Below are 24163 nucleotides of genomic sequence, written 5' to 3'. Positions count from 1 at the left end.
CGAGAGGAGGCGGAACACCGTGACCGGGATCCCGGACGTCAAGCCCATGACCGAGGAGCATCACTCGGTGGGCGAACTCGTCGGCCAGGCGACCGAACAACTCTCCCAGCTCGTGCGGCAGGAAGTGAGCCTCGCCAAGGAGGAGCTGGCCGCGAAGGGCCGGCGCGCGGGCCGTGGTGGCGGACTCCTCGGCGCCGCGGGCGCCGTCGCGTACGCCGGGCTGCTCGCCCTCGCCGCCACGGCCACCGCCGCGCTCTCGCTGACGCTGCCCGTCTGGGCCGCGGCGCTGATCGTCACGGGCGTGCTCTTCGCGCTCGCCGCACTACTGGCCGCGACCGGCCGCGCACAGCTGCGCCGGGCGGCACCCCCCACGCCCGAGGTGACCCTCGGCAGCGTCAGGGCCGATGTCGAGGAGATCAAGGGAAGGGCACATCGATGACAGACAGGACGACGCAGGGCACCGGCGCCAAGGGGCCCGACGAGCTGCGCCGGCAGATCGAGCAGACCCGCAGCCAACTCGGCGACACCGTCGAGGAACTGGCGGCCAAGGCGGACGTCAAGGGGCGGGCCAAGGCGCGCGCCGCCGACCTGAAGGACAAGGCCGGCGCGATGACCGTCCAGCTGCGCAGCACCGCCGCCCAGGCCGGCCACGCCGTCCAGGGCAAGGCTGCCCAGGCAGGGCACGTCGTGCAGGGCAAGGCGGCCCAGGCCGGGCACGTCGTGCAGGGCAAGGCGGCCCAGGCCGGGCACGTCGTGCAGGGCAAGGCCGCCGAGGCCACGCACACGGTGCAGGGCAGGGCCGCCAAGGCGAATCACGCGGTGCAGGGCAAGGCCGCCAAGGCGACCGAAGCCGTGGAGCACGGTGCGGTCCCGCAGCCGGTGCGCACGGTCGTCCTGGCCGGGCTGCGGCATCCCGGGCCGGTCCTGGCCGCAGGCGCGGCGGCCGGTGCGCTGGTCGTCGCGGCGGCGGTGATACGCCGCCGGCACGGCGGACGGTAGGCGACCGCGGCGCCCGGTGGCGCCGCCCTGGTGCGGTTCGAGCGTGCAGGCCGGCCGGTGGAGACACCGGCCGGCCTTCTTCGTGTCCGGCTCCCGTGCAGCCACGCACCCCAGCACCCACGCACCTCGCCCCCACACGGTCAGGCCGACCACACCACCCCGACCCCACCCCCCCGACAACTTCAACAGTCTGGACAAAAAAAGTTTTCGGTGAGACGGTGGGCCCATGCTGGACGTGACCGTGATCGAGGACCCCGAGGCCGCAGCCGTCTGTCTGGACCCTGTCCGGGCCGCGCTGCTCGCCCGGCTCGCCGACGGCCCGGCCTCGGCCGCGATGCTGGCCGGCCAGGTGGGGCTGCCCCGCCAGAAGGTGAACTACCACCTCAAGGCGCTGGAGAGGCACGGCCTGGTCGAGCTCGCGGGAGAGCGCCGCAAGGGCAACGTCACCGAGCGGCTGATGCGCGCGACCGCCGCGTCGTACGTGATCTCGCCGCTCGCCCTGGCCGCCGTGCAGCCCGACCCGGACCGTTTCCGGGACCAGCTGTCCGCCCGCTGGCTGCTCGCGCTCGGCGCGCGGCTCGTGCGGGACGTCGGCACGCTGATCACGGGCGCGGCCAAGGCACGCAAGCGGCTCGCGACGTACGCGCTGGACGGCGAGGTGCGCTTCGCCTCGGCCGCCGACCGGGCGGCGTTCGTCGAGGAGCTGACGGCGGGCGTGACCGCGCTGATCCAGAAGTACGACGCCCCGGACGCCGACGGCGGCCGGGACCACCGGATCGTCGTGGCCGTCCATCCCACGGTCAAACCCCAGCCTCCCGCCCCGGAAATCGACTGTTAGCACCGCCGGTACCGCCGCCACTCAGGAGCCACCATGTCCAAGAAATTCGAGATCGCCCGAGAGTTCGAGGTCGACGCCACGCCCGAGCAGGTGTGGGAGGCCGTCACCACCGGCACCGGCGGCTGGCTGTGGCCGATGGAGGCGCCGGAGCCGCGCCAGGGCGGCAAGGGGCCCTTCGGGTCCGAGGTCGTCGTCTGGGACCCGCCGCACCGGTACACCAACCGTGTCGAGGACGTCGAGGGAATCTCCGAGCAGAGCCTCAACCAGCTCGACTACACCGTCGAGCCGCGCGACGGCGGGCGGCGGGCCTGGGTGCGGTACGTGCACAGCGGGATCTTCGTCGACGACTGGGACAACCAGTACGACGGCGCGAGCAAGCACACCGACTTCTATCTGCACACCCTGCGCGAGTACCTCACGGCGTTCGGCGGCCGCCCGGTGACCGCCTTCGCCACCTTCGACGGGCCCGAGACGTCCGGCACGCCCGACGCCCTCGCCACGGTCGGGCGGGCGCTCGGGCTGACGGACGGCGCCGCCGAGGGCGCGCGGGTCCAGGTGCGCGGACCCGAGGGCCGACTCCTCGACGCCGTCCTCGACTTCCGCAACCCGTACTTCATCGGCCTGCGTACCGACGAGGCGATGCTCCGCTTCTTCGGGCGCAACCACTGGGGCCACGTCGTCGGCATGACCGTGCACGACTTCGCCCCGGGCGCCGACGCCAAGGCGGACGAGGCCGCGTGGCAGGGCTGGCTGAAGGGCGTCTTCAGCCAGCCCTGACGAGGAGCGCGACCGGCTACGGGCGGAACCGCAGCACCTGCGGGTCGTGGTCGCTGATCTGGTCGTGGAACTCGGCGTTGATGTGCACGCTGTCGTACTCGAAGTCGCAGTCGCGCCGGATCGACGGGCTGATCAGGATCTGGTCCAGGGTCTGGCTGTTGCCCTGGTAGACGTACGAGTAACGCTCGCTCCTGGGCAGCGACTTGACCGCCGACCACAGCTCGCCCCGGCCTTCGAGCAGCTCCACCGTGTCGGAGAACTCGAAGTCGTTGATGTCGCCGAGGGTGACCACGTCCGCGTTCTTCTGGGTGTCCAGGACCTGCTTCACGAAGGCGTTCACCGCCGTCGCCTGGAGGTGACGCTGGGTCTCCGAGCTGCGGGCCGGCGGCTGGAACTGCGAGGTAAGTGCCTGGTCGCCACCCTTGGAGTTGAAGTGGTTGGCGATCACGAAGACCGTCTCACCACGGAAGACGAACTCCCCGGCCAGCGGCTTGCGGCTGTTCGTCCAGGCAGTGTTCGCCGGGTCGATCCGGCCGGGGGAGACCGTCAGCGCCGCCTTGCCGCGCACCTTCCTCACGCCCACCGCGGTCGTCGCGTCGCCGCCGGCGCGGTCCGTGAAGGACACCCGCTCGGGGTTGAACAGGAACGCCTGGCGGATGTTGCCGCCCGGCTCGCCGCCGTCGGCGTTGTCCACCGGGTCGACCGAACGCCACTCGTACGCCGGGCCGCCCGCGGCGACGATCGCGTCGGTCAGCCTGGCCAGCGTCAGGTCGGCGGCGACCGTGCCGTCGTTCGTCGCGCCGTTGTTGTCCTGGATCTCCTCCAGGGACACGATGTCGGGCGACTGGAGGTTGTTCACGATCGCGGCGGCGTGCGCGGCGAACGTGGCGTCGGACGGGTCCAGGTTCTCGACGTTGTACGTCGCCACCGCCAGCTCGCCGCGCCGCTGCGCGCGGGTCGTCTCGCGCTCCAGGCCCCCCTGCTTCAGAGTGCCGAGCTCGCTCGCGACGAGGGTGTAGCCGCCGAACTGGTTGTAGTCCAGCGGGCCGGTCGTGGTGCCGGCGAGCACGTCGCCGACGTTCGCGTCGGGGAAGTCGGCGACCGCGCCGAGGGACTGGATCTGGAGCCGGCCGGTGTTCTGCGCGCCGTACGAGCCGTAGACCGCGCCGCCGTGTCCGCTGGTGTTCTCGCGCGGCTTCACCGTGACCCACAGTTCGGTGTACGGGTCGGTCGCGCCGACCACGCGCGTGTCGGCGACCCGGACGTTCATGCCCTCGAGGGACTCGTAGTAGTCCAGGGCGTACTTCTCCGGCCGGAGCGTCAGGCCGTTGACGGAGCCGTTCGCGGCCGCGTCGCCGGCCGGGGTGTAGGCGTTCGGCACGGACCTCGCGTCGATCACGGTGGCGGACGGCACCGGGTTGCCGCTGGACACGACGGTGACCGTCGGCCGGGTGATCTCGGTGAGGGCCTGGTTGCCGGAGGTGGTGCCGCCGGGAACGTACTCGGAAACGGTCCCCGACACGGTCACCGAGTCGCCGACCGCGACCTTCGGGGCGGAGCTGGTGAAGACGAAGACGCCCTCGCTGGTGGCGGGGTCGGCGTCGGCGGCCGGGTCCTGGATCCAGAAACCGCGCGACGAGCCGTAGCCGCGGACGCCGGTGACGATTCCGGCCACGTCCGTGACCTGCTGCCCGGCGTACGGGGACGTCCGCGTGCTGCCCTGGATGTCATGGATGCGCACCGCCTCCGCGTGCGCGGGCGAGGCAATGACGACGGTGGACGCCGCGGAACAGACGGCGGCGACGGTGAGCGCGGCGAGGCGCGCGGAAGACTTGCTCGGCAAAGGGATCCCTCCGGGGACGTACGTGGGCGCCAGGACGAAGGTGGAGCGTGGAACGGTGGCGACGCGCGTAGAAATCGTGAACGGAGTGAACACTTGTCCCCCCTGTTTCTACGCGCGTCAATTTCCTGTGCGGCCACGGCACTTGTCAAGGTTTCGGCCATGTACGGCACCCGGCGGGGAGATGAACCGGGCGGCATGGGCCCAAATCCGTCTAGGCTGAGTGGCTGAGTCGTACGACGGCTTCCGGCGGCCGTACGACGTGCAGAGTGTCGTAAGGCCTTCGAGGCGCCCTAGGAGATCCCCCCGATGTCAGACAGCTCCTCCCTGCCGCCGGTGCGGCTGACCTCCGAAGCGGAACTGGCGAGGGACGCGCTGGCCACGCCGGTGCTGTCGCGGGCCGTCCGGCTCGCCCGCTGGGCCGGGCCCGGCACTCGCGTGGACGCCGGGGGCGGACTGGTCGACGCGCAGCTGCCGGCCGCGGCCGAGGCGCTCGGGCTGAGCGGGGACGACGCGGCCGCGCTGGCGAGCGAGGCCTGGCGGGTCGCCGTGGACACCGGGCTGATCGAGATCGCCGACGAGGAGGCCGGCACGGTCACCGAGGGCGAGGAGCTGACGCAGCTCACCGGCGGCTCCCCGCACGACGTGCTCGCCGTCTGGCTGGGCGCCCTGGAGACGGTGCTCGCCGACGCGAGCGTGCCCGACCTCGACGACCTGCTCGGCGCGACGGACGCCGGCGGCCCGGTCGACCCCGCCACCCTGGACTGGGACCCCGAGGAGGAGTCCGCCTTCCTCGACGGTGTGCTCGGCAATCTCTACCTGCTCACCGTCAGCGAGGACGGCCCCGGCACCGCGCCCGTGCCGCTGCCCGCGCTGGCCGCCTCGGTGATCGTGCCGGGCGACATGGCCGAGCCCACCAACGACGTCCTGGAACAGGTGTCCGACGCGATGATGCGGCTGGACGACCGGTTCCGGGTGCTGGAACCGGTGGGGCTCGTGGAGTACCAGCCGGTCGACGAGGCGCTGATGGCCGACGCAGACGACGCCGAGGAACCCACCGCCGCCGACGACACCGACGTCTCCCGCTACGGCATGGTCCGGCTCACCCCGCTCGGACTGTACGGGCTGCGGACGCGACTGCTGGAGGCCGGCATCGAGGCGCCCGCCGTAGGCGAACTGGCCGACAAGGGCGCCGACGCCCTGCTCGACGGAACGGCCGGCTTCGGGCCGCGCGCCGCGCAGGCCGAGACCGAGCAGTGGCTGACCCGCCGCGAATCCCTCGCCGCCGCACGGGAGTTGCTCGCCGCCGCCCGGGGCGCGGACCCCGGCGCGCCGCTGCGCCGGCTGCGCTGCCAGCAGGCCCTGTCCCTCGTCGGCGGCGAGGCCGAACCGGCCCTGCGGGAAGTCCTGGACGACCCCGAGCTGGGCGGTCTCGCCCGCGTCTGGCTGACCGAGCACGGCCTCGCGGACGTCCCCGCGCCATCCGAGGCGATGGTCTTCTGGCTCACCGTGGACACCCTGGCGGCGCAGCTCGCAGCCGAGGGCAACTCCGAGGAACTGAGCGCCCTCGTGGAGGGTCTCGCCGAGCAGCACAGCGGCTTCTTCGCGGCGGCCTGGCGGGTCGACCATCCGGCCACCGCCGACGTCCTGGAGGCGATGGGGCGCATCCACCCGGACAAGAGGATCGCCAAGGAGGCCCGGAAGGCCGCCTTCAAAGCCCGCTCCCAGCAAGCGGGTTGACGCCTGCCCGACGGGCGGGGGGCAATTGCCCGGGGGGTTCCGGCCGGTTCGCGTGGCCGACCGGTGACGGGTCGTACGGATTCACGGAAGCGGGCCCTGCGCAGTCGCCCGGTGTTCAAACGGCGTTCACCGCCGGGCGACACCGTGGCGCCGACCCGAGGTCCACCCCCCTCCACGGCACTCCCCCCGTCACAGGAGACAGCATGTCGCTCACACGCAGGGACTTCGCCAGGACCACCGCGACCGCCGGCGCCGGAGTCGCGCTGGCGGGCAGCGTCGGCGCCCTCTCCAGCGCGCCCGGCGCCCTCGCGTCCGCCGAGACGGAGACCACGGGCGAGGAGTCCGCCGCCGAGCACGGCGGGGTCGGATACGGCCCGCTCCTGCCCGACCCGGACGGCATCCTCGCCCTGCCCGCCGGCTTCTCCTACCGGATCCTCACCTACGCGGGCCGGACCAAGCTGGAGTCGGGTGAGTTCACGCCCGCCGACCACGACGGCACCGCCGCCTTCGCCGGCCCGCGCGGCACCACCCTCCTGGTCAACAACCACGAGATGGACGGCCCCCGCTCCGACTACGACCACCCCGTCCCGCTCACCGAGGGGCTGGTCTACGACCCCGCCGCCCCCGGCGGCTGCACGGTCGTCGAGGTGCGCCGCGACGGCCGGGTCGCCGAGTGGGTCGGCATCGCCGGCACCGCCAACAACTGCGCCGGCGGCTCCACCCCCTGGGGCACCTGGCTGACCTGCGAGGAGAACTCCGACCGGGCCGGCGAGAACGGCATGACCAAGGACCACGGCTACGTCTTCGAGGTCGACCCGTGCGACCGGCGTGCCAACCGCGGGCCCAAGCCGCTGAAGTTCTTCGGCCGTTACGACCACGAGGCCGTCGTCATCGATCCCCGGCGCGGCCACGCCTACCTCACCGAGGACGCCGACGAGCCCAACGGCCTCTTCTACCGCTGGACCCCGCCGAAGGGCTTCACCTACGGCCCCGGCCGGTTCCGCACCCTCGCCGACGACGCCGGTGTCCTGCAGGCGCCCAAGTGCTTCAACTCCGGCGGCCACTTCGTCGACGACCTCTCCCGCGCCACCAGGATCGGCACCGTCTACGGCGTCGACTGGGTGGACGTCCCGGACCGTGACGCCAGGACGGTCTCCGTGCGCGAGCAGTTCGGCGAGGGCGAGGTCACCCGCGCCCGCAAGCTGGAGGGCATGTGGTGGGGCGACGGAGGCGCGTACATCGTCTCCTCGTACGCCCGTGAGGAGAGCCCCGTCCAGCACGACGGCCAGGTCTGGTTCTACGACCCCAAGCGCCGCACCCTCACCCTGAAGGTGCTGCTCGGCGTCAACCCCGACCCCTCCAGGGACGGCACCCTCGACGGCCCGGACAACATCACCGTCTCCCCGTACGGCGGCCTGATCATCGCCGAGGACGGCGAGGGCGTCCAGCACCTGTTCGGCGCCACCGACAGCGGCCGCACCTACCCGATCGCCCGCAACGACCTGAACATCGGCACCGAGGAGGAGCCCGAGTTCAGCGAGTTCACCGGCGTCACCTTCTCGCCCGACGGAAAGACCCTGTACGCCAACATCCAGGAACCGGGCATCATGCTCGCAATCAACGGCCCCTGGAAGCGCCAGCGTCGCTAGAACGCCGGTCACTCCTACGTGTGGGGGCTGTCCGATGGTGCCGCTGCTGGAGGCGGCACGGGACGCCGACTGGCCCTGGAGGTCGGCCGGCGGAGCGTAGGCGCCCTGCCCCGGTCCGGGGCAGGGCGAAGTAGCATGCGTCGAGAGTCTCCGGTGTGCGAGGAGTTGCTGGATGACGCAGGTCAAGCCCATGCGTGCGGACGCTCGGCGTAACTACGAGCGGTTGCTGAAGGCGGCGGTGGAGGCCTTCGCCGAGCATGGGGAGGGCGCGTCGCTCGACGACATCGCCAAGCGGGCGGGGGTCGGGTCCGGCACGCTCTACCGCCACTTCCCGACGCGTCAGGCGCTGTTGGAGGCCGCTTACCTGGACCGGATCGAGGCGCTGGCGCTGCGCGCCGACGAGATCGCGCGCGAGCTGCCGCCGGGCCGGGCGCTGGTGGAATGGCTCAATGAACTGGGCCTGGGCGTGATCCAGGTGCGCGGCCTGAAGTCACTGCTGGGTACGGCCGTGACGAGCGACGGCTCGGCCGTGGCCACCGGCTGCGGGACCTGCCTCACGGCGGCCGCGGAGCGGCTCGTGCGGGCGGCGCAGGCGGAGGGCACCCTGCGCGAGGACGTCGAGCCGATCGAGATCCTGCGACTGACGCACGGCCTGGCCACGGCGTCGGAGCTGGCGAACGGCGCGGGTTCGGACATCCGGCGCTACCTGTCCCTGCTGACGGAGGGCCTGCGGCCGGGGCGGTGAGGCCGCAGGCCGCCTGCCGGGGCGGGTCCGCCCGGCGGATGCGGCGACCGATGAGGCCGGCGGGCGCCGGGTGGGGTGGCGCCCGCCGGTGTCGTCGTGTGGCTGCCGGTGGCCTTGGGGGTGCTCAGAGGGCCTGCGCCGCCGGCTTGACCATGTTGCGGACCGTGCGGGCCTTGACGAAGTCGCCCATGGCCGTCATCTCCCACTCGCCGGTGAACTGGCGGATCAGCTTGGCCATCAGCACGCCGGTCTGTGCCTCGGCGTTGGTGAGGTCGAAGCGGACCAGTTCCTCGCCGCTGGCGGCGTCGATCAGGCGGCAGTAGGCCTTGGCGACCTCGGTGAACTTCTGGCCGGAGAAGGAGTTGACCGTGAAGACCAGGCCGGTGACCTCCTGCGGGAGCCGGCCGAGGTCGACCACGATGACCTCGTCGTCGCCGCCGCCCTCTCCGGTGAGGTTGTCGCCGGAGTGCTTGATCGCGCCGCCCACGATCTGGAGCTTGCCGAAGTAGCAGCTGTCGATGTGGTTGCGCTGCGGGCCGTAGGCGATGACCGAGGCGTCCAGGTCGATGTCCCGGCCGCGATAGGCCGGCTCCCAGCCCAGGCCCATCTTGACCTGGGAGAGCAGCGGGCGGCCGCCTTTGACCAGGGAGACCGTCTGGTTCTTCTGGAGGTTGACCCGGCCCTTGTCGAGGTTGATCTTCCCGGCGCCCGGGGCGGGGGCCGGCGGGGCGGTCGGGGGCGCGGGGGGCGCCGCCGGCGGGGCCAGGCGGGGGTCCGTGACCGGGGCGGGCGGGGCCACCGGCGGCTGCATCGGCGCCGGCGGCGGGGTGACCGGCTGCGGGGCGGCGGCCGGTTCCTCGACGGAGACGCCGAAGTCCGTGGCGATGCCGGCCAGGCCGTCGGCGTAGCCCTGGCCGACCGCGCGGGCCTTCCACACGCCGTTGCGCAGGTAGACCTCCACGACCACCAGTGCCGTCTCGGCGCCCAGCTGCGGGGGCGTGAACGTGGCCAGGACACTGTTGTCGTCGGCGTTGCGGATCGTGGCCGTCGGTTCGACGCCCTGGAAGGTCTGGCCCGCGGCGTCCGGGCTCGCGGTGACGACGATCTTCTCGATGCCCGGGGGGAGGGCGGTGGTGTCGACCGTGATGGCGTCGGGGGCCGAGCCGCCGCCGGAGCGGTAGGTCACGCCCGGGCCGCTGGGCTGGTTGTAGAAGATGAAGTCGTCGTCGGAGCGCACCTTGCCGTCGGCGGTGAGCAGCAGGCCCGATACGTCGAGCCGCACCGGGGCGGCGACGTCCACCGTCACGCGGGCGACGGGAAGAGGGATGTTCGAGCCGGGGGTCATAGCTGTCATGACCCGAGAACGACCGGGGCCGCTTTACCGTTCCCTTACCGTGCGGCCGATCGGGTCAGCGGAGGTTACGGGGGTGCAGGCGGGCGGTGCGCTCGTTGCCGCGGCGGTAGTTTCCCGTCCAGCGGGCCATGACGAGCTGCGGGTCACCGGCCTCGACCTCGGCGAGGAACCGGGTGGCGCGTGGGCCCCGCAGGGTGGCCGCGGTGCGGCCGTGGTGGGTGACGACGACCGTGCCGTCCGTGTGGATGTCGTGGTGGAACCCGTGAGGCTGGGGCATGTGCGGCAGGATAGGGCCCGGCCGGTCTCCGGGCCCACCGGTTTTCGCGCCGCCCCGGTCGGGGCCGTTACGGCACCACCACGATCTTCCTGCCCACCCCGGACGCGAACTGCTCCAGGGCCTGCGGGTAGCTGCTCAGCGGCAGGCGGTCGCTGATGAAGACGTCCGGGTCCAGAACGCCGTTCGCGAACAGTTCCGCCGCCCGTTCGAAGCTGTGCAGGACCGCCATCGAGCCGGTGATGGTGATCTCCTGGTTGTAGATGCGGTACGGGTCGATGCTCACGCGCGTCGCGTAGTCCGCCACGCCGAACTGGAGGAACGTACCGGCCTTGGCCACACGGTCCAGGCCGTCCTGGATCGCCGCCGCGTTGCCGGTCGCGTCGACCACCACGTCCCAGCCCTGCGGCCGGTCCAGCTCGTCGGCGCCGACCGCCGCCGCCGTGACGCCCAGCCGGCGGGCGGTCTCCAGCCGGGCCGGGTTCACGTCGACCACGTCCACGCTCGCCGCGCCCGTGCGCTTGGCGAGCTCCAGCATCATGAGGCCCATGGTGCCCGAGCCGTAGATCAGCACGTGGGCGCCCAGACGGGCGCGCAGGACGTCGTAGCCGCGCACCGCGCAGGACAGCGGCTCGACCAGTGCCGCGTCCTGGGTGCGGATGTGCTCGGGCAGCTTCACGCAGTTCGCCACCGGCGCCACCGCGTACTGGGCGGCGCCGCCGGCCGTGGTCACGCCGATCGCGGCCCACCGTTCGCAGAGGTTGTTGTGACCGTTACGGCAGTAGCGGCACTCGTAGCAGTACAGCGACGGGTCGACGGCCACCTGGTCGCCGGATGCCACCTCGGTGACCTGGGTGCCGACGGCGACCACCTCGCCCGCGAACTCGTGCCCCGGCACGATCGGCAGCTTGGGCGCGAACTCCCCCTGGAGGATGTGCAGGTCCGTGCCGCACAGGCCGCACGCGGCGACCTCGACGACGACCTCGCGCGGGCCCGGCGTCGGGTCCGGGACCTCGGCGACGACGGCCCTGCCCACGGACTCGATGACGGCGGCCTTCACTTCACGGCTCCCAACGACAGGCCCTGGACCAGCTTGTCCTGGGCGGCGAACCCCGCGGCGAGCACCGGCAGGGAGATGACGAGCGACGCGGCGCACACCTTGGCCAGGAACAGGCCCTGGCTGGTGATGAAGCCGGTCAGGAAGACGGGGGCGGTCTCGGCCACCACCCCCGTGAGGACCCGGGCGAACAGCAGTTCGTTCCAGCTGAAGATGAAGCAGATCAGGGCGGTGGCGGCGATCCCGGGGAGGGCCATGGGGGCGATGACGCGGGCCAGCACCGTGGGGAGGCGGGCGCCGTCGACCCGGGCCGCCTCGATCACCGCCACCGGCACCTCGGCCAGGAACGACTGCATCATCCACACCGCGATCGGCAGGTTCATGGACGTGTAGAGGAGGACCAGCAGCCAGATGTTGTCGAGCAGGCCGGCGTTCTTGGCGAACAGGTAGATCGGCAGCAGGCCCGCCACCACCGGCAGCATCTTGGTGGACAGGAAGAAGAACAGCACGTCGGTCCACTTGCGCACCCGCCGGACGGACAGCGCGTACGCCGCCGGGAGCGCCAGCAGCAGGACCAGGACGGTCGAGGTCACCGACGCCACCGTCGAGTTGATCAGGGACGGCCAGGGGCTGGCCCCGCCGCCGGCGCCGAAGAACTCGCGGTAGCCGTCGAGGGTGAGCGCGGCGCCGAAGGACGGCGGGTTGGTCGCCGCGTCCTGTTCGGAGTGGAAGGACGTCAGGGCCATCCACGCGATGGGCAGGAAGAAGACGACGCCGGCCAGCCAGGCCACCAGACCCAGGCCGGCGCCCTTACGGGGGGCACGTCGGACGCGTACGGAGTTGCCGCTCATCCGCGGCTCACCTCCTCGCGGAACAGGGACGACACCACGCGCAGGGCGAAGGTCGCGATGATGATCGAGCCGATGACCACCAGGACGCCGGCGGCCGAGGCGAGGCCGTTCTCATGGGCCTGGTAGAAGCTCTGGTAGACGGTGTAGGGGAGGTTCGCGGTGCCCAGGCCGCCGGACGTGATGGTGAAGACCGCGTCGAAGTTCTGCACGATGTAGATCGAGCCGAGCAGGGCGCCGAGTTCGAGGTAGCGGCGCAGATGCGGGAGCGTGAGGTGGCGGAAGACCTGCCAGTCGCCGGCACCGTCCACGCGCGCGGCCTCGATCTGCTGCGGGTCACGGCTCTGCAGGCCGGCCAGGATGATCAGCATCATGAACGGGGTCCACTGCCAGATCAGGGATGCCTCGACCGCGAGCAGCGGGGTGGTGGAGATCCAGTCCGGTTGTGGGCCGCCCACATAGTGCAACAGCCCGTTGAGCAAGCCGTATTCAGGGTTGTAGAGCACATGTTTCCAGAGCAGTGCCGCCGCGACGGGGACCACCAGGAACGGGGCGATCAGCAGGGTGCGCACCACGCCGCGGCCCTTGAACCTGCGGTCCAGCAGCAGCGCCAGCAGCAGGCCGAGGAGCAGGCTGACCAGGACGACGGTCACGGTCAGCAGGATCGTCGTCCACACCGAGCCGCGCAGGTCGGCGTCGGTGAGGACATGGCGGTAGTTGTCGACACCGGCGAAGCGGCGGGCGTCGGGGTAGAGGGCGTTCCAGTCGAAGAAGGACATCACCAGCGTCGCCACGAACGGCAGCTGGGTCACGACGATCATGAAGATCAGGGCGGGCAGGAGCGGTGCCCGGGTGGCCCAGGCCCGCAGACGGCCCGACGGTTCGCGATCCCTCGTGCGCACGGATGGTGTGGCCACGGGGGCCGTGGTGGTGGCGGTCATCGTCCCTCGTACTCCTCGGAGATGCGCTCGGCGAGCTGCTGGGACTTCTTCAGGGCCGCGTCGACGGACTGACGTCCGGCGATGGCCGCGCTGATCTCCTGGGAGACCTTGGTGCCGAGGTCGGTGAACTCGGGGATGCCGACGAACTGGATGCCGGGCGCGGGCCGCGGCTGCACACCGGGGTCGTTCGGGCGGGCGCCCTCGATGGCCTCCTTCGTCATCTCCTGGAAGGCGGCCGCCTCGGCGCGGTAGTCGGGGTTGCCGTAGGTCGAAGCCCGCTTGCCCGCCGGTACGTTCGACCAGCCGATCCGGTCGCCGACCAGCTGCTCGTACTCCTTGCCGGACGCCCAGGAGACGAACTGCCAGGCCCTGTCGGTGTTGCGGGACGCCTGCTGGATGCCCCAGGCCCAGGTGTAGAGCCAGCCGGAGGACTCGGTCTTCTCGACCGGCGCGGGGGCGTAGCCGACCTTGCCCTTGACGGGGGAGTCGGCGGACTCCAGGGATCCGGCCGCCGAGGTGGCGTCGTACCACATGGCGACCTTGCCCTGGGTCATGTTGTTGAGGCACTCGGCGAAGCCGGACTGGGCGGCGCCGGACTGGCCGTGCTCGCGGACCAGGTCGACATAGAACTTCGTCGCCTTCTGCCACTCGGGGGAGTCGAGCCTGGCCTTCCAGTTCTCGTCGAACCAGGTGCCGCCGAAGGTGTTCACCACCGTCGTCAGCGGTGCCATGACCTCGCCCCAGCCGGGCAGGCCGCGCAGGCAGATGCCCTTCATGCCGGACCCGGCGCCGTCCACCTTCGCGGCAAGGTCCGCCACCTGGGTCCAGGTGGGGTGCGCGGGCATCGTCAGGCCTTCCTTCTCGAACACGTCCTTGCGGTACATCAGGAAGGACGACTCGCCGTAGAAGGGCTGGCCGTAGAGCTTGCCGTCGTCGCCGGTCAGGGACTGGCGCATCGGGCCGAGGACGTCCTGTTCGTCGTAGGCCGGGTCGCCGGCGACGTAGGAGTCCATCTCGCGCAGCCAGCCGTTGCGGGCGTAGATCGGTATCTCGTAGTTGGAGAGGGTGGCCACGTCGTACTGGCCCGCCTGGTTGGCGAAGTCCTGGCTGATCTTGTCGCGGACGTCGTTCTCCGGCAGCACGGTGAAGTTCACCTCGATGCCGGTGTCCTTGGTGAAGTGGGCGGCGGTGAGCTTCTGGAGCTCGACCATCTGGGGGTTGTTGACCATCAGGACGTTGATCGAGTCGCCGCCCGATCCTGCCCCGCCCGCTCCGACCCAGCAGCCGGAGAGCAGCGGGGCGAGCAGCGTCCCTGCGGCGACCGCGGCGAGCGTGACTCGCGGCCTCCGTCGGCTCTGGGTTCGCATGGATCGCTCCTGAACATTTGGGGAGATAAGGGGCACTACTGGGTGTGAGGAGAGCCCGGTGGGGGTGCGTCGGGTCCTCAGACGCGGATGACCTGGGGGCCGAGCAGGGAGTAGCGGTGTGCCTCGGCGGTGGGCAGCAGGGTGCTGGTGACGACGGCCTCCAGCGCGCCGACCTCGGCGAACCGGCAGAAGCTGACCGCGCCGAACTTGGTGTGCACGCCCGCGAAGACCGTGCGCCGCGCGGCCCGCACCGCCTGCGCCTTGACCTCGCTGACCGCGGGGTCGGGAGTGGTCAGGCCGTGCTCCCGGGAGATGCCGTTGGCGCCTATGTAGGCGAGGTCGACCACGAAGCCGGCGAGCATCTTCGTCGTCCAGTGGTCGACTGTGGCCAGCGTGCCCGGGCGGACCCGGCCGCCGAGCAGCAGCACCGAGAAACCTTCCGCCTCGGCGAGCGCGCCCGCGACCGGCAGGGACGCGGTGACCACGGTCAGCGGCCGGTCCCTGGGAAGTGCTTCGGCGATGAGCTGCGGGGTGAAGCCCTCGTCGACGAAGACCGTCTCGGCGTCCCCGAGCAACTCGGCCGCGGCGGCCGCGATCCGGCGCTTCTCGGGTACGTGACTGGTGGCGCGGAAGGCGAGCGTGGTCTCGAAGCCCGCGCTCTCCACGGGGTAGGCGCCGCCGTGGGTGCGGCGGACCAGCCCGTGGTCCTCCAGGGCGCGCAGATCCCGCCGCACGGTCTCCTTGGCCACGCCCAGCCGGGTGGCGAGCGCGGTGACGTCGACGGAGCCACTGGCCCGGGCCGCGCGCACGATTTCGCGCTGCCGTTCCTCCGCGGTCCTGTTCATGGCTGTCACCCGCCTCCTCGCCGCACTGCCCGTTCGGGCCCTGTGGGGAAGTTCTACAGCGGGTGCGGGGTCGTGACCAGGTCTGTCAGGGGAGTGATGGTGCCCGTGTGTGCCCGTTCGGTCGTGGGTGCGCCTCGTTCCGTGGGGAGAGGTCGTGTGTCGTCCGTGGGTCCGTCGGGGCTGGTCGCGCGGTTCCCCGCGCCCCTGAGGGGGTTGCCGGACCGTATCTCGGGCTGTGCCCGAATGCGGGGGCGGGCGTGCCCGCTTCCTGCCCGGCCGCCCTGTGATGGTCGAGATCTCGTCAGTACTGCCAGATCGGCGGGTCGGTCACGAAGTGGCCGCCCAGGCAGGCGTGCGCCGGATCGGCCGGGTCGAGCTCGCCCTGCTCGGCGACGAGCTTCTCGGCGTACGGCTCGGAGTCGTCCTGCGGCTCGTAGCCGAGCGCCCGCGCGGTGGAGAGGTCCCACCACAGGCGGGTGTTGGCGGAGGAGCCGTAGACCACCGTGTGGCCGACGTTCTCGGCCGTCAGGGCGGCGTGGAGGAGACGGGCGCCGTCGGCGGGGCTCATCCACACCGAGAGCATGCGCACGCTGGTCGGTTCCGGGAAGCAGGAGCCGATGCGGACGGAGACGGTCTCCATGCCGTACTTGTCCCAGTAGAACTGTGCGAGGTCCTCGCCGAAGGACTTGGACAGGCCGTAGAAGGTGTCCGGGCGGCGCGGGGCGTCGATCGGGATCAGCGGGTCGCCGTCCCGGGGCCGCGGGGTGTAGCCCACGGCGTGGTTGGAGGAGGCGAAGACGACGCGCGGGACGCCTTCCTCGCGGGCGGCCTCGTACAGGTTGTACGTCCCCTCGATGTTCGCCTTGAGGATCTTCTCGAAGGGGGCTTCCAGGGAGATGCCCGCGAGATGGACGATCGCGTCGACGTCCCGCACGGCCTCGCGCAGGGCCGCCCGGTCGGCCAGGTCCGCGGCGAGCGCGTCCGGCGCGCCCTCGACGGGACGCAGATCGAGCAGGCGCAGCGTGTACCCGTACGCCGGGAGCAGGTCCCGCATCAGGGTGCCGAGCCCGCCGGCGGCGCCGGTGAGCAGAACGGTGCGGGGAGCGGGCATCCTCGGGTCTCCTTGCGGGGTCTCCATGAGCGAGCGGTGTGGGCGAACGACCGTATGCGTGCACGGAATTCACATGCGTGGACACGCTAAGGAGCGGGACCACGCCCGTCAAGAGGCGCGCGGAGGCAGGGAATCCGCTGGTGCATCGGGGGTTGACCTGCTTGACCCCCCGCGGGTCACCACCTTAGCGTGAGCATGTTCAGGAATGTGGACGCGAAACATGAATATGGACCTTGGAGAGCCTGTGACGCCAGCACCGCTCGCCGCCCGCCTCAGCGTCCCCAGCGGGCCGCTGTTCTTTCCGGTCACCGCCTTCGGACCCGACGGTTCCCTGCACCTCGACGCCTACCGTGCCCATGTCCGCCGGGGGGTCGAGGCCGGAGCCGCCGCCGTCTTCGCCTGCTGCGGCACCGGCGAGTTCCACGCGCTCACACCGGAGGAGTTCGAGACCTGCGTCCGGGCGGCGGTGGAGGAGACGGCGGGGCGCGTGCCGGTCGTCGCCGGCGCCGGATACGGCACCGCGCTCGCCGCGCGCTACGCCCGGACCGCCGAACGGGCCGGGGCGGACGGGCTGCTCGCCATGCCGCCGTACCTCGTCCTCGCCGGGCAGGAGGGCCTGCTGCGGCACTACCGGGAGCTCGCGTCGGCCACCGCCCTCCCGGTCGTCGTCTACCAGCGCGACAACGCCGTGTTCACCCCCGAGACCGTCGCCGACCTCGCCCGCACGGACGGGATCATCGGCCTCAAGGACGGCCTCGGCGACCTGGACCTGATGCAGCGGATCGTGAGCGCCGTACGCACCGAAGTCCCGGGCGACTTCCTCTACTTCAACGGACTGCCGACCGCCGAGCAGACCCAGCTCGCCTACCGCGCGATCGGCGTCCCGCTCTACTCCTCGGCCGTGTTCTGCTTCGCCCCCGAGATCGCCCTCGCCTTCCACGCCGCCCTCGCCCGCGGTGACGACCGCACCGTCCACCGCCTGCTGGACGGCTTCTACCGGCCGTTCGTCGAACTGCGCGCCCAGGGCCGCGGCTTCGCCGTCTCCCTCGTCAAGGCGGGCGTACGGCTGCGCGGGCTCGATGTGGGCGAAGTGCGCCCCCCGCTGCACGAGCCGGGCGAGGACCACGTCAAGCAGCTCGCCCAGGTGATCGAGCGTGGCCACGCGCTGCTGGAGGAGGGCCTGTGAAGGCGTCGGCGTTCCTCTACCCCTGGGACGTCAACGGGGACCCGGGGGCCCCGGCCCGAATCGCCGAGCTCGGCGTGGACCAGGTGACGCTCGCCGCCGCCTACCACTCCACGCGCGCCCTCACGCCCCGACACCCCCGCCACCGGGTCGTCACCGCCGAGCACGCCGCCGTGCTCTACCCGCCCGGCGCCCGCTGGGAGGGCCGCCCCCTGCGCCCCTGCCCGGCGGGCGACTGGGCGCCCGGCGACGCGTACGGCGAGGCGGCCGCCGCCCTCGCGGACGCCGGCCTTCAGGTGCACACATGGGTGGTCCTCGCGCACAACTCCCGGCTGGGCGCCGAGCATCCGGACACCTCCGTCGCCAACGCGTACGGCGACCGCTATCCCTGGGCGCCCTGCGTCGCACAGCCCGCCACTCGCGCGTACCTCGTGGAGCTGGCCGCGGAGGCCGCCGTACGGCCGGGCGCGCGCGGCACCGAGCTGGAGTCCCTCGGCTGGTACGGCCTCGCCCATCTGCACGCCCACGACAAGATCGCGGGCGTCGCCCTGGGGGACGCCGGCCAGTACCTGATGTCGCTGTGCTTCTGCCCCGCCTGCCGGGCGGGCTACGCCGCGCAGGGCCTCGACCCCGACCGGCTGGCCGGCGCCGTACGGACCGCGCTGGAGCCGGTGTGGCAGGGCGCGCCGTCGGACGGGGGCTGGGCGGGCGTCGGGAAGCTGCTCGGCGAGACCCTGGCGACCGCCACGCGCGCGTGGCGCGACGACACGGCACGCACCCTCCAGGAGACGGCGGTCGCGGCGGTCCGCGCCGCCGCACCCGAGGGCTTCCAGGTCCTCCTCCACGCGGATCCGGTGTCGTACCACTGCGGTGCCAACGCGGGCGTCGACCCGGCGCACATCCTGTCCGTCGCGGACGGCGTGGTCGTGCCGTGCACGAGCGGGGCGGGCCCGCTGACGCCGTTCGCCGAGTCGGCCCCCGAGGGCGCCGTGCTCGCCGCCAACTTCACCGTGGTGTCCGGGATGGGCGGGCGCCCCGGCGCCCTGGCCGAGGACGCCGCACGCGCGCGTGCCCTCGGGGCCACGGAACTGCGGCTCTATCACGCCGGGCTGGCGTCGGACGGCGACCTCGCGGCGGTGCGGGAGGCCCTGAGGAGCAGCTGAAGCGGCGTCAGGAGCAGGGCCACGCCCAGCAGTACGAGCAGCGGCTGGTGGGGGAGCACTTCGACCAGGACCGCTCCCGCCGCGAGCCCCAGCACGTTCGGGGCGAACAGCAGGGTGCTTGCCGTGGCGGCCGCGCGGCCCAGCAGGGCGTCCGGGGTGTCCCGCTGTACGCCGGTCAGGGCGGCGATCAGCACACAGGTCAGCCCGGCGCCGATCGCCACGCTGCCCGCCCAGGCCGCCGGGTCGTACGGCACCGCCCGCAGCGCCACCGCGACGCCGGTGAGCACGATCCCGGCCACCACGAACCGGCGCTCACCGAGGTGGCGCAGAGCGGGGCCCGAGGCGAGGCCGGCCACGACCGACCCGAGCCCCTGGAGGGCTGCGAGGACACCCGCGTACGCCGGGGGGTGCCCGAGGCGCTCCACGACGGCGTACACCAGGGCGCCGTTGAAACCTGCGAGGAGCATGGTCGTGCCGCCGGCGAGGACGAGGGGGCGCAGGCGCGGGTGCGCCCACAGGTGCCGGGCGCCCTCGGCCACGGGGGCGCGCCGACCCGGGGTGGGCGGGTTCTCGCGGACGCGCAGCGCGGCGTAGAGGCCCGTCGCGAGCACGAACGTGGCCGCGTCCAGCAGCGCCACGCTCGCCCCGCCGTACGCCGCGTAGGCGGCCGCGCCGGCCGGCGGGGCGATCAGCTTCGTGCCTTCGGCGAGGGTCAGGCGCAGGCCGTTGAAGTCGCCGAGCAGGGCGGGGTCGAGCGCGGCGGTGACGAGCGCCGACTCGGCGGCGTCCTGGACGACGCCTGCCGCGCCGTACACGAACAGGACCGCGAACAGCAGCCACACGTCCGCCGGGGCGTCCACCGTGAGCAGCGCGGGCAGGAGCGCCGCCATCAGCAGGTTCGTGCCGATCAGCAGGGGCTTGCGGCGGACGCGGTCGGCCAGGGCGCCCAGGAGGGGGCCGGCGAGGGTGGGGGCCCACATGGCGAGCAGGCTCAGCGCGGCGAGGCCGTCCGAGCCGGTCAGCTCCTTCACCCAGACCCCGGATGCCAGCCACAGGGCGGAGGTGCCCAGGCCGGAGATCACCACGCCGGTGAGGTAGAGGGCCGCGTTGCGGTCGCCCAGGAGGCGCCGGATCCCGCCGCTCCCGTCGGTGTTGCCGTGCGTACCGGTCATGACTGGTCATCGTCGGTCCAAGGCCCCTCGGCCCGGATCGGGCAAGTGCCTGGGAAACCGGACCGGGGACCGATGATTTCGGGCGCCGGCATAGGTCTGCCTCCCAGGACACCACCCTCGAGGAGCACCCGATGACCGACCCGACCCCTTTCGACCTCGGCCCGCAGACCAGGATCGTCGCGGAGCTCGCCGCCGGGGTGACAGACGAGCAGCTCGCCGACCCGACGCCGTGCCCGAAGATGGCGGTGCGCAACCTGCTGGGGCACCTGGTGGGACTCTCCGTCGCCTTCCGGGACGCCGGGCGCAAGGCGCTCGGCCCGACGACCGACACCGCCCCGGACACGGCCGTGCCGGACATCGGCCCCGGCTGGCGCGAGGAGCTGCCCAAGGCCCTCGACGAACTCGCCGACGCCTGGCGCGACCCGGCCGCCTGGACCGGCATGACCCGGGCGGGCGGCGTGGACCTGCCCGGCGATCTCGCGGGCGTGATCGCGGCCGACGAACTGCTGATCCACGCCTGGGACCTGGCCCGCGCCACCGGCCGGCCCTACGAGCCCGACCCGGCGGCGCTGCGCTCGGCGTACGGCTTCCTGCTCGCGGCGGCCGAGGAGACGGTCCGTGACGGGAGCCTGTTCGGTCCCGTCGTCACCGTCCCGCAGGACGCGCCGCTGCTCGACCGGGCCGTGGGACTGAGCGGCCGGGACCCGGGGTGGCGCCCCGGCCGGTGACACCGAGCACCGGCCTCGCCTGTCCCTACTTCTTCTGTCAGAGGCATTGACGAACCACAGAGGCGCTCCTACCTTCAACGCGTCGTACTTCGTACGTCATATATGAGACGCGATACGCGAGATCCGATACACGATCCCGGTACGCGACGCGAGATCCGAGAGGCGCGCATGACCTCTGTGCCCACGCCGATCCCCTCCCGCACGCAGTACGTGCTGGAGGAGATCAAACGCCGCATCCTCACCGGCCGGCTGACGCCCGGCCAGGCCCTGGTGGAGACCGACCTCGCCGCGCAGTTCGGGGTGTCGAAGACTCCGGTGCGCGAGGCGCTCAAGACGCTCGCCGGGACCGGACTGGTGGTGACGAACCAGTACAAGGGCGTCACCGTGCGCATGGTGGACGCGGACATGGCGCGCGAGGTCTACGACGTGCGGCTGCTGCTGGAGCCGGAGGCGCTGCGGCGGTCCGTCCGGCGCGGGGCCGCCCTCGACGCCGCGCGGGCCGCGCTGACCCTCGCCGACGAGGCCACCGACACCGCCGAAAGGTCCCTGGCCAACCGGGAGTTCCACCGCGCCCTCTACGTGCCCTGCGGAAACCCCCTGCTCGGCCGGATGCTCGACGAGGTCCGCGACCAGGCCGCCCTCGTCTCCGCCGTCGCCTGGGCCGCCGACCCGTCCTGGGAGCGGGAGGCCGCCGAGCACCGCGAGATCCTGCGGCTGGCCCTGGACAGGGACGCCGACGGTGCCGCGCGCGCCCTGCACGCCCATATCGCGTCCTTCGTCGAGCGGGCCTTCCCCGCGGCGGAGGCCGGGGCCCGGGGAGAGGGCGGCCCGGCATGACCACGACCTTCGAGACCCAGCGGGAGGCCCTGGCCGACGTGGTGGCGATCCCGGTGACCCCGTTCGCCGAGGACGGATCCGTCGACCCTGACACCCACCGGGCCCTGCTGCGTCGGCTGCTCGACGCCGGGATCAGGACCCTCACGCCCAATGGCAACACCGGCGAGTTCTACGCCCTCACCCCTGCGGAGCGCCGCCTCGTCACCGAGCTGACCCTCGACGAGGCCGGCGACCGCGCGGTGGTCCTGGCCGGCGTCGGCCACGACGTGCCCACCGCCGTCGCCTCCGCCCGGCACGCCCGGGAGCACGGCGCCCGGATGGTGATGGTCCACCAGCCCGTCCACCCGTACGTCTCGCAGAGCGGCTGGGTCGACTACCACCGCGCGATCGCCGAGGCCGTCCCCGAGCTCGGCGTCGTCCCCTACCTGCGCGACGCGCGGCTGCCCGGCGCACGCCTCGCCGAACTCGCCGACGCCTGCCCCAACGTCGTCGGCGTCAAGTACGCCGTCCCGGACGCCGCCCGCTTCGCCGCCTTCGCCCGGGACGCGGGGCTGGACCGGTTCGTCTGGGTGGCCGGCCTCGCCGAGCCGTACGCCCCGTCCTACTTCTCCGCGGGCGCCACCGGTTTCACCTCCGGCCTGGTGAACGTCGCCCCGGCCGTCTCGCTGAACATGATCGAGGCGCTGCGCTCCGGCGACTACCCGGCCGCCATGAAGGTCTGGGAGCAGATCCGCCGCTTCGAGGAACTGCGTGCCGCGAACGGTTCCGCGGACAACGTCACCGTCGTCAAGGAGGCCCTCGCCTCCCTCGGGCTGTGCCGCCGCGACGTCCGCCCGCCGAGCAGACAGCTGCCCGGCAACGAGCGCGCCGAGGTCGCCGCCATCGCCTCCGGGTGGTCGGCATGACCGCCAGGAAGCGCCCGGAGGAGCTCAGAAGCCACCAGTGGTACGGCACGGAGGGCCTGCGGTCCTTCAGTCACCGCGCCCGGACCCGCCAGCTCGGCTATCTGCCCGAGGAACACCTTGGCAAGCCCGTCGTCGCGATCCTCAACACCTGGTCCGACATCAACCCCTGTCATGTGCACCTCCGTGATCGCGCCCAGGCGGTCAAGCGGGGGGTCTGGCAGGCGGGCGGCTTCCCGCTGGAGTTCCCGGTCGCCACGCTCAGCGAGACCTTCCAGAAGCCGACCCCGATGCTCTACCGCAACCTCCTCGCGATGGAGACCGAGGAACTGCTGCGGTCGTACCCGGTCGACGGCGCGGTCCTGATGGGCGGCTGCGACAAGACCACGCCCGCCCTCCTCATGGGGGCCGCGAGCGTCGACCTGCCGACCGTCTTCGTGCCCGCCGGGCCGATGCTGCCCGGCCACTGGCGGGGCGAGGTGCTCGGCTCCGGCACCGACATGTGGAAGTACTGGGACGACAGGCGGGCCGGCCTCATCGGCGACTGCGAGCTGGCCGAGCTGGAGAGCGGCCTGGCACGCTCGCCCGGTCACTGCATGACGATGGGCACGGCGTCCACCCTCACCGCCGCCGCGGAGGCGCTCGGCGTGACCGTGCCCGGCGCGTCCAGCATTCCCGCCGTGGACTCCGGGCACGACCGGATGGCCGCCGCGGCCGGCCTGAGGATCGTCGAACTGGTCCACCGGGGCCGCACCCTGAACGACATCCTCACCCGCGACGCCTTCGAGGACGCCGTCACCACCGTCCTGGGCCTCGGCGGCTCCACCAACGCCGTCATCCACCTCATCGCCATGGCGGGCCGGGCGGGGGTCGGGCTCACCCTCGACGACTTCGACCGCATCGCCCGCACGGTGCCGGTGCTCGCCGACGTCCGGCCCGGCGGCCGGAAGTACCTCATGGAGGACTTCCACTTCGCCGGCGGGCTGCCCGGGTTCCTCTCCCGCATCCCGGACCTGCTCCACCTGGACCGGCCCACCGTCTCCCACGACACCCTGCGCGAACAGCTCGCCGGCGCCCAGGTGCACGACGACGACGTCATCCGGCCCCGCGACAACCCGGTCGCGCCCGAGGGCGGGGTCGCCGTGCTGCGCGGCAACCTCTGCCCGGACGGCGCCGTCATCAAGCACATCGCCGCCGCACCGCACCTGCTCGAGCACACCGGCCCCGCGGTCGTCTTCGACGACTACCGGACCATGCAGCGGACCATCGACGACCCGTCCCTGAACATCACGGCGGACAGCGTGCTGGTGCTGCGGGGCGCCGGGCCCAAGGGCGGCCCCGGCATGCCCGAGTACGGCATGCTGCCCCTCCCCGACCATCTGCTGAAGCAGGGCGTCCGCGACATGGTGCGGATCTCCGACGCCCGGATGAGCGGCACGAGTTACGGCGCGTGCGTGCTGCACGTGGCGCCCGAGTCGCACGTCGGCGGCCCGCTCGCCCTGGTCAGGACCGGTGACTCCATCACCCTCGACGTCGCGGCACGCACCCTCCGACTCGACGTGGACGACGCCGAGCTGGAACGCCGCAGGGCGGCGTGGACGCCGCCGCCCGCCCGGTACGAGCGCGGCTACGGGGCGCTCTACAGCGAACAGATCACCCAGGCGGACACCGGCTGCGACTTCGCGTTCCTCGCGCGGCCGGGCACGGTGCGGGACCCGTACGCGGGCTGAACCACCACCCCCGGCCGCGACACCATGCGGTCGAGATCTCGAACGACGATCGGAAAGGGCTTC

The 24163-nt window shown here is 72.5% G+C and carries 23 protein-coding genes; 13 read left to right on the top strand and 10 right to left on the bottom strand.

From position 1 onward, the window contains the following. Window positions 1–46: 46 nt before the first annotated feature. The 4 genes from ACFV6X_RS27830 to ACFV6X_RS27815 all read left to right on the top strand — a co-directional run bounded on the left by ACFV6X_RS27830 (window position 47) and on the right by ACFV6X_RS27815 (window position 2614). A complete protein-coding gene (locus ACFV6X_RS27830) occupies window positions 47–439 on the top strand; it encodes a phage holin family protein (protein ID WP_365457844.1) in 393 nt (130 codons plus the stop codon). Further along, window positions 436–999: a DUF3618 domain-containing protein gene (locus ACFV6X_RS27825; RefSeq protein WP_385387810.1), complete on the top strand. Its 564-nt coding sequence runs from the start codon at window positions 436–438 to the stop codon at window positions 997–999. Before ACFV6X_RS27830 ends, ACFV6X_RS27825 begins: the two co-directional genes overlap by 4 nt. Before the next feature lie 226 nt (window positions 1000–1225). Then, window positions 1226–1837: an ArsR/SmtB family transcription factor gene (locus tag ACFV6X_RS27820; protein WP_385387808.1), complete on the top strand. Its 612-nt coding sequence runs from the start codon at window positions 1226–1228 to the stop codon at window positions 1835–1837. 33 nt (window positions 1838–1870) lie between these two features. After that, window positions 1871–2614 carry an SRPBCC domain-containing protein gene (locus ACFV6X_RS27815; protein WP_385387806.1) on the top strand — a complete coding sequence of 248 codons (744 nt, stop codon included), beginning with the start codon at window positions 1871–1873 and terminating at the stop codon, window positions 2612–2614. Window positions 2615–2630: 16 nt separating this feature from the next. On the opposite strand, the gene ACFV6X_RS27810 is transcribed toward ACFV6X_RS27815, so the two are convergent. Next, window positions 2631–4457: an endonuclease/exonuclease/phosphatase family protein gene (locus ACFV6X_RS27810; RefSeq protein WP_385387804.1), complete on the bottom strand. Its 1827-nt coding sequence runs from the start codon at window positions 4455–4457 to the stop codon at window positions 2631–2633. A gap of 306 nt (window positions 4458–4763) precedes the next feature. Here ACFV6X_RS27810 and ACFV6X_RS27805 point away from each other — a divergent pair, with 306 nt between their 5' ends. The 3 genes from ACFV6X_RS27805 to ACFV6X_RS27795 all read left to right on the top strand — a co-directional run bounded on the left by ACFV6X_RS27805 (window position 4764) and on the right by ACFV6X_RS27795 (window position 8588). Further along, complete coding sequence (locus tag ACFV6X_RS27805) at window positions 4764–6194, top strand: hypothetical protein (protein WP_385387802.1); 1431 nt, start codon at window positions 4764–4766, stop codon at window positions 6192–6194. Window positions 6195–6397: 203 nt separating this feature from the next. Then, entirely contained in the window at window positions 6398–7843 is a 1446-nt protein-coding gene (locus ACFV6X_RS27800; RefSeq protein WP_385387800.1) for an alkaline phosphatase PhoX, read from the top strand. A gap of 172 nt (window positions 7844–8015) precedes the next feature. After that, a complete protein-coding gene (locus ACFV6X_RS27795; RefSeq protein WP_385387798.1) occupies window positions 8016–8588 on the top strand; it encodes a TetR/AcrR family transcriptional regulator in 573 nt (190 codons plus the stop codon). A gap of 124 nt (window positions 8589–8712) precedes the next feature. On the opposite strand, the gene ACFV6X_RS27790 is transcribed toward ACFV6X_RS27795, so the two are convergent. The 8 genes from ACFV6X_RS27790 to ACFV6X_RS27755 form a co-directional block, all read right to left on the bottom strand. Then, the gene (locus tag ACFV6X_RS27790; RefSeq protein WP_385387867.1) at window positions 8713–9933 is read right to left on the bottom strand and encodes a TerD family protein; all 1221 of its coding nucleotides are present in this window, start codon (window positions 9931–9933) and stop codon (window positions 8713–8715) included. A gap of 64 nt (window positions 9934–9997) precedes the next feature. Beyond that, on the bottom strand, window positions 9998–10219 hold the full coding sequence (locus tag ACFV6X_RS27785) for a hypothetical protein (RefSeq protein WP_385387796.1): 222 nt from the start codon (window positions 10217–10219) through the stop codon (window positions 9998–10000). A 67-nt stretch (window positions 10220–10286) separates the two neighbouring features. Beyond that, the gene (locus tag ACFV6X_RS27780) at window positions 10287–11276 is read right to left on the bottom strand and encodes a zinc-dependent alcohol dehydrogenase family protein (RefSeq protein WP_385387795.1); all 990 of its coding nucleotides are present in this window, start codon (window positions 11274–11276) and stop codon (window positions 10287–10289) included. After that, the gene (locus ACFV6X_RS27775; RefSeq protein ID WP_385387793.1) at window positions 11273–12124 is read right to left on the bottom strand and encodes a carbohydrate ABC transporter permease; all 852 of its coding nucleotides are present in this window, start codon (window positions 12122–12124) and stop codon (window positions 11273–11275) included. Before ACFV6X_RS27775 ends, ACFV6X_RS27780 begins: the two co-directional genes overlap by 4 nt. Next, window positions 12121–13062 carry a carbohydrate ABC transporter permease gene (locus ACFV6X_RS27770; RefSeq protein WP_385387791.1) on the bottom strand — a complete coding sequence of 314 codons (942 nt, stop codon included), beginning with the start codon at window positions 13060–13062 and terminating at the stop codon, window positions 12121–12123. The genes ACFV6X_RS27775 and ACFV6X_RS27770 overlap by 4 nt, the downstream gene beginning before the upstream one ends. After that, entirely contained in the window at window positions 13059–14429 is a 1371-nt protein-coding gene (locus ACFV6X_RS27765) for an ABC transporter substrate-binding protein (RefSeq protein WP_385387789.1), read from the bottom strand. Before ACFV6X_RS27765 ends, ACFV6X_RS27770 begins: the two co-directional genes overlap by 4 nt. Window positions 14430–14506: 77 nt before the next feature. Further along, a complete protein-coding gene (locus ACFV6X_RS27760; protein WP_385387787.1) occupies window positions 14507–15274 on the bottom strand; it encodes a DeoR/GlpR family DNA-binding transcription regulator in 768 nt (255 codons plus the stop codon). 301 nt (window positions 15275–15575) lie between these two features. Continuing rightward, window positions 15576–16385, bottom strand: a complete 810-nt coding sequence (locus ACFV6X_RS27755) for an NAD-dependent epimerase/dehydratase family protein (RefSeq protein WP_385387785.1) — start codon at window positions 16383–16385, stop codon at window positions 15576–15578. A 244-nt stretch (window positions 16386–16629) separates the two neighbouring features. On the opposite strand from ACFV6X_RS27755, the gene ACFV6X_RS27750 reads away from it, so the two are divergent. Then, window positions 16630–17571, top strand: coding sequence for a 5-dehydro-4-deoxyglucarate dehydratase (locus ACFV6X_RS27750; protein WP_385387784.1), 942 nt, complete (start codon window positions 16630–16632; stop codon window positions 17569–17571). Continuing rightward, window positions 17568–18731: a hypothetical protein gene (locus ACFV6X_RS27745; RefSeq protein WP_385387782.1), complete on the top strand. Its 1164-nt coding sequence runs from the start codon at window positions 17568–17570 to the stop codon at window positions 18729–18731. Before ACFV6X_RS27750 ends, ACFV6X_RS27745 begins: the two co-directional genes overlap by 4 nt. On the opposite strand, the gene ACFV6X_RS27740 is transcribed toward ACFV6X_RS27745, so the two are convergent. Continuing rightward, window positions 18668–19903 (bottom strand): MFS transporter, encoded by a 1236-nt coding sequence (locus ACFV6X_RS27740; protein WP_385387780.1) that lies wholly within the window; start codon window positions 19901–19903, stop codon window positions 18668–18670. The genes ACFV6X_RS27745 and ACFV6X_RS27740 overlap by 64 nt on opposite strands. Before the next feature lie 131 nt (window positions 19904–20034). Between ACFV6X_RS27740 and ACFV6X_RS27735 the strand changes: the two genes are divergently transcribed. The 4 genes from ACFV6X_RS27735 to araD all read left to right on the top strand — a co-directional run bounded on the left by ACFV6X_RS27735 (window position 20035) and on the right by araD (window position 24100). Beyond that, a complete protein-coding gene (locus tag ACFV6X_RS27735; protein WP_385387778.1) occupies window positions 20035–20631 on the top strand; it encodes a TIGR03086 family metal-binding protein in 597 nt (198 codons plus the stop codon). A gap of 168 nt (window positions 20632–20799) precedes the next feature. Further along, on the top strand, window positions 20800–21468 hold the full coding sequence (locus tag ACFV6X_RS27730) for a GntR family transcriptional regulator (protein ID WP_385387776.1): 669 nt from the start codon (window positions 20800–20802) through the stop codon (window positions 21466–21468). Continuing rightward, the gene (locus ACFV6X_RS27725) at window positions 21465–22373 is read left to right on the top strand and encodes a dihydrodipicolinate synthase family protein (RefSeq protein ID WP_385387774.1); all 909 of its coding nucleotides are present in this window, start codon (window positions 21465–21467) and stop codon (window positions 22371–22373) included. Before ACFV6X_RS27730 ends, ACFV6X_RS27725 begins: the two co-directional genes overlap by 4 nt. Then, window positions 22370–24100: an L-arabinonate dehydratase gene (gene araD, locus ACFV6X_RS27720; RefSeq protein WP_385387772.1), complete on the top strand. Its 1731-nt coding sequence runs from the start codon at window positions 22370–22372 to the stop codon at window positions 24098–24100. The genes ACFV6X_RS27725 and araD overlap by 4 nt, the downstream gene beginning before the upstream one ends. Window positions 24101–24163 lie beyond the last annotated feature (63 nt).

This window comes from Streptomyces sp. NPDC059861 (assembly GCF_042731435.1).
Classification (GTDB): domain Bacteria; phylum Actinomycetota; class Actinomycetes; order Streptomycetales; family Streptomycetaceae; genus Streptomyces.
This window is presented reverse-complemented; position numbering and strand designations above follow the sequence as displayed.

Bases quoted from the DNA above. Each gene is read 5' to 3' on its own strand.
- ACFV6X_RS27830 (WP_365457844.1), top strand. From the start codon at position 47: ATGACCGAGGAGCATCACTCGGTGGGCGAACTCGTCGGCCAGGCGACC.
- ACFV6X_RS27825 (WP_385387810.1), top strand. From the start codon at position 436: ATGACAGACAGGACGACGCAGGGCACCGGCGCCAAGGGGCCCGACGAG.
- ACFV6X_RS27820 (WP_385387808.1), top strand. From the start codon at position 1,226: ATGCTGGACGTGACCGTGATCGAGGACCCCGAGGCCGCAGCCGTCTGT.
- ACFV6X_RS27815 (WP_385387806.1), top strand. From the start codon at position 1,871: ATGTCCAAGAAATTCGAGATCGCCCGAGAGTTCGAGGTCGACGCCACG.
- ACFV6X_RS27805 (WP_385387802.1), top strand. From the start codon at position 4,764: ATGTCAGACAGCTCCTCCCTGCCGCCGGTGCGGCTGACCTCCGAAGCG.
- ACFV6X_RS27800 (WP_385387800.1), top strand. From the start codon at position 6,398: ATGTCGCTCACACGCAGGGACTTCGCCAGGACCACCGCGACCGCCGGC.
- ACFV6X_RS27795 (WP_385387798.1), top strand. From the start codon at position 8,016: ATGACGCAGGTCAAGCCCATGCGTGCGGACGCTCGGCGTAACTACGAG.
- ACFV6X_RS27790 (WP_385387867.1), bottom strand. From the start codon at position 9,933: ATGACCCCCGGCTCGAACATCCCTCTTCCCGTCGCCCGCGTGACGGTG.
- ACFV6X_RS27785 (WP_385387796.1), bottom strand. From the start codon at position 10,219: ATGCCCCAGCCTCACGGGTTCCACCACGACATCCACACGGACGGCACG.
- ACFV6X_RS27775 (WP_385387793.1), bottom strand. From the start codon at position 12,124: ATGAGCGGCAACTCCGTACGCGTCCGACGTGCCCCCCGTAAGGGCGCC.
- ACFV6X_RS27770 (WP_385387791.1), bottom strand. From the start codon at position 13,062: ATGACCGCCACCACCACGGCCCCCGTGGCCACACCATCCGTGCGCACG.
- ACFV6X_RS27765 (WP_385387789.1), bottom strand. From the start codon at position 14,429: ATGCGAACCCAGAGCCGACGGAGGCCGCGAGTCACGCTCGCCGCGGTC.
- ACFV6X_RS27760 (WP_385387787.1), bottom strand. From the start codon at position 15,274: ATGAACAGGACCGCGGAGGAACGGCAGCGCGAAATCGTGCGCGCGGCC.
- ACFV6X_RS27755 (WP_385387785.1), bottom strand. From the start codon at position 16,385: ATGCCCGCTCCCCGCACCGTTCTGCTCACCGGCGCCGCCGGCGGGCTC.
- ACFV6X_RS27740 (WP_385387780.1), bottom strand. From the start codon at position 19,903: ATGACCGGTACGCACGGCAACACCGACGGGAGCGGCGGGATCCGGCGC.
- ACFV6X_RS27735 (WP_385387778.1), top strand. From the start codon at position 20,035: ATGACCGACCCGACCCCTTTCGACCTCGGCCCGCAGACCAGGATCGTC.
- ACFV6X_RS27730 (WP_385387776.1), top strand. From the start codon at position 20,800: ATGACCTCTGTGCCCACGCCGATCCCCTCCCGCACGCAGTACGTGCTG.
- ACFV6X_RS27725 (WP_385387774.1), top strand. From the start codon at position 21,465: ATGACCACGACCTTCGAGACCCAGCGGGAGGCCCTGGCCGACGTGGTG.
- araD (WP_385387772.1), top strand. From the start codon at position 22,370: ATGACCGCCAGGAAGCGCCCGGAGGAGCTCAGAAGCCACCAGTGGTAC.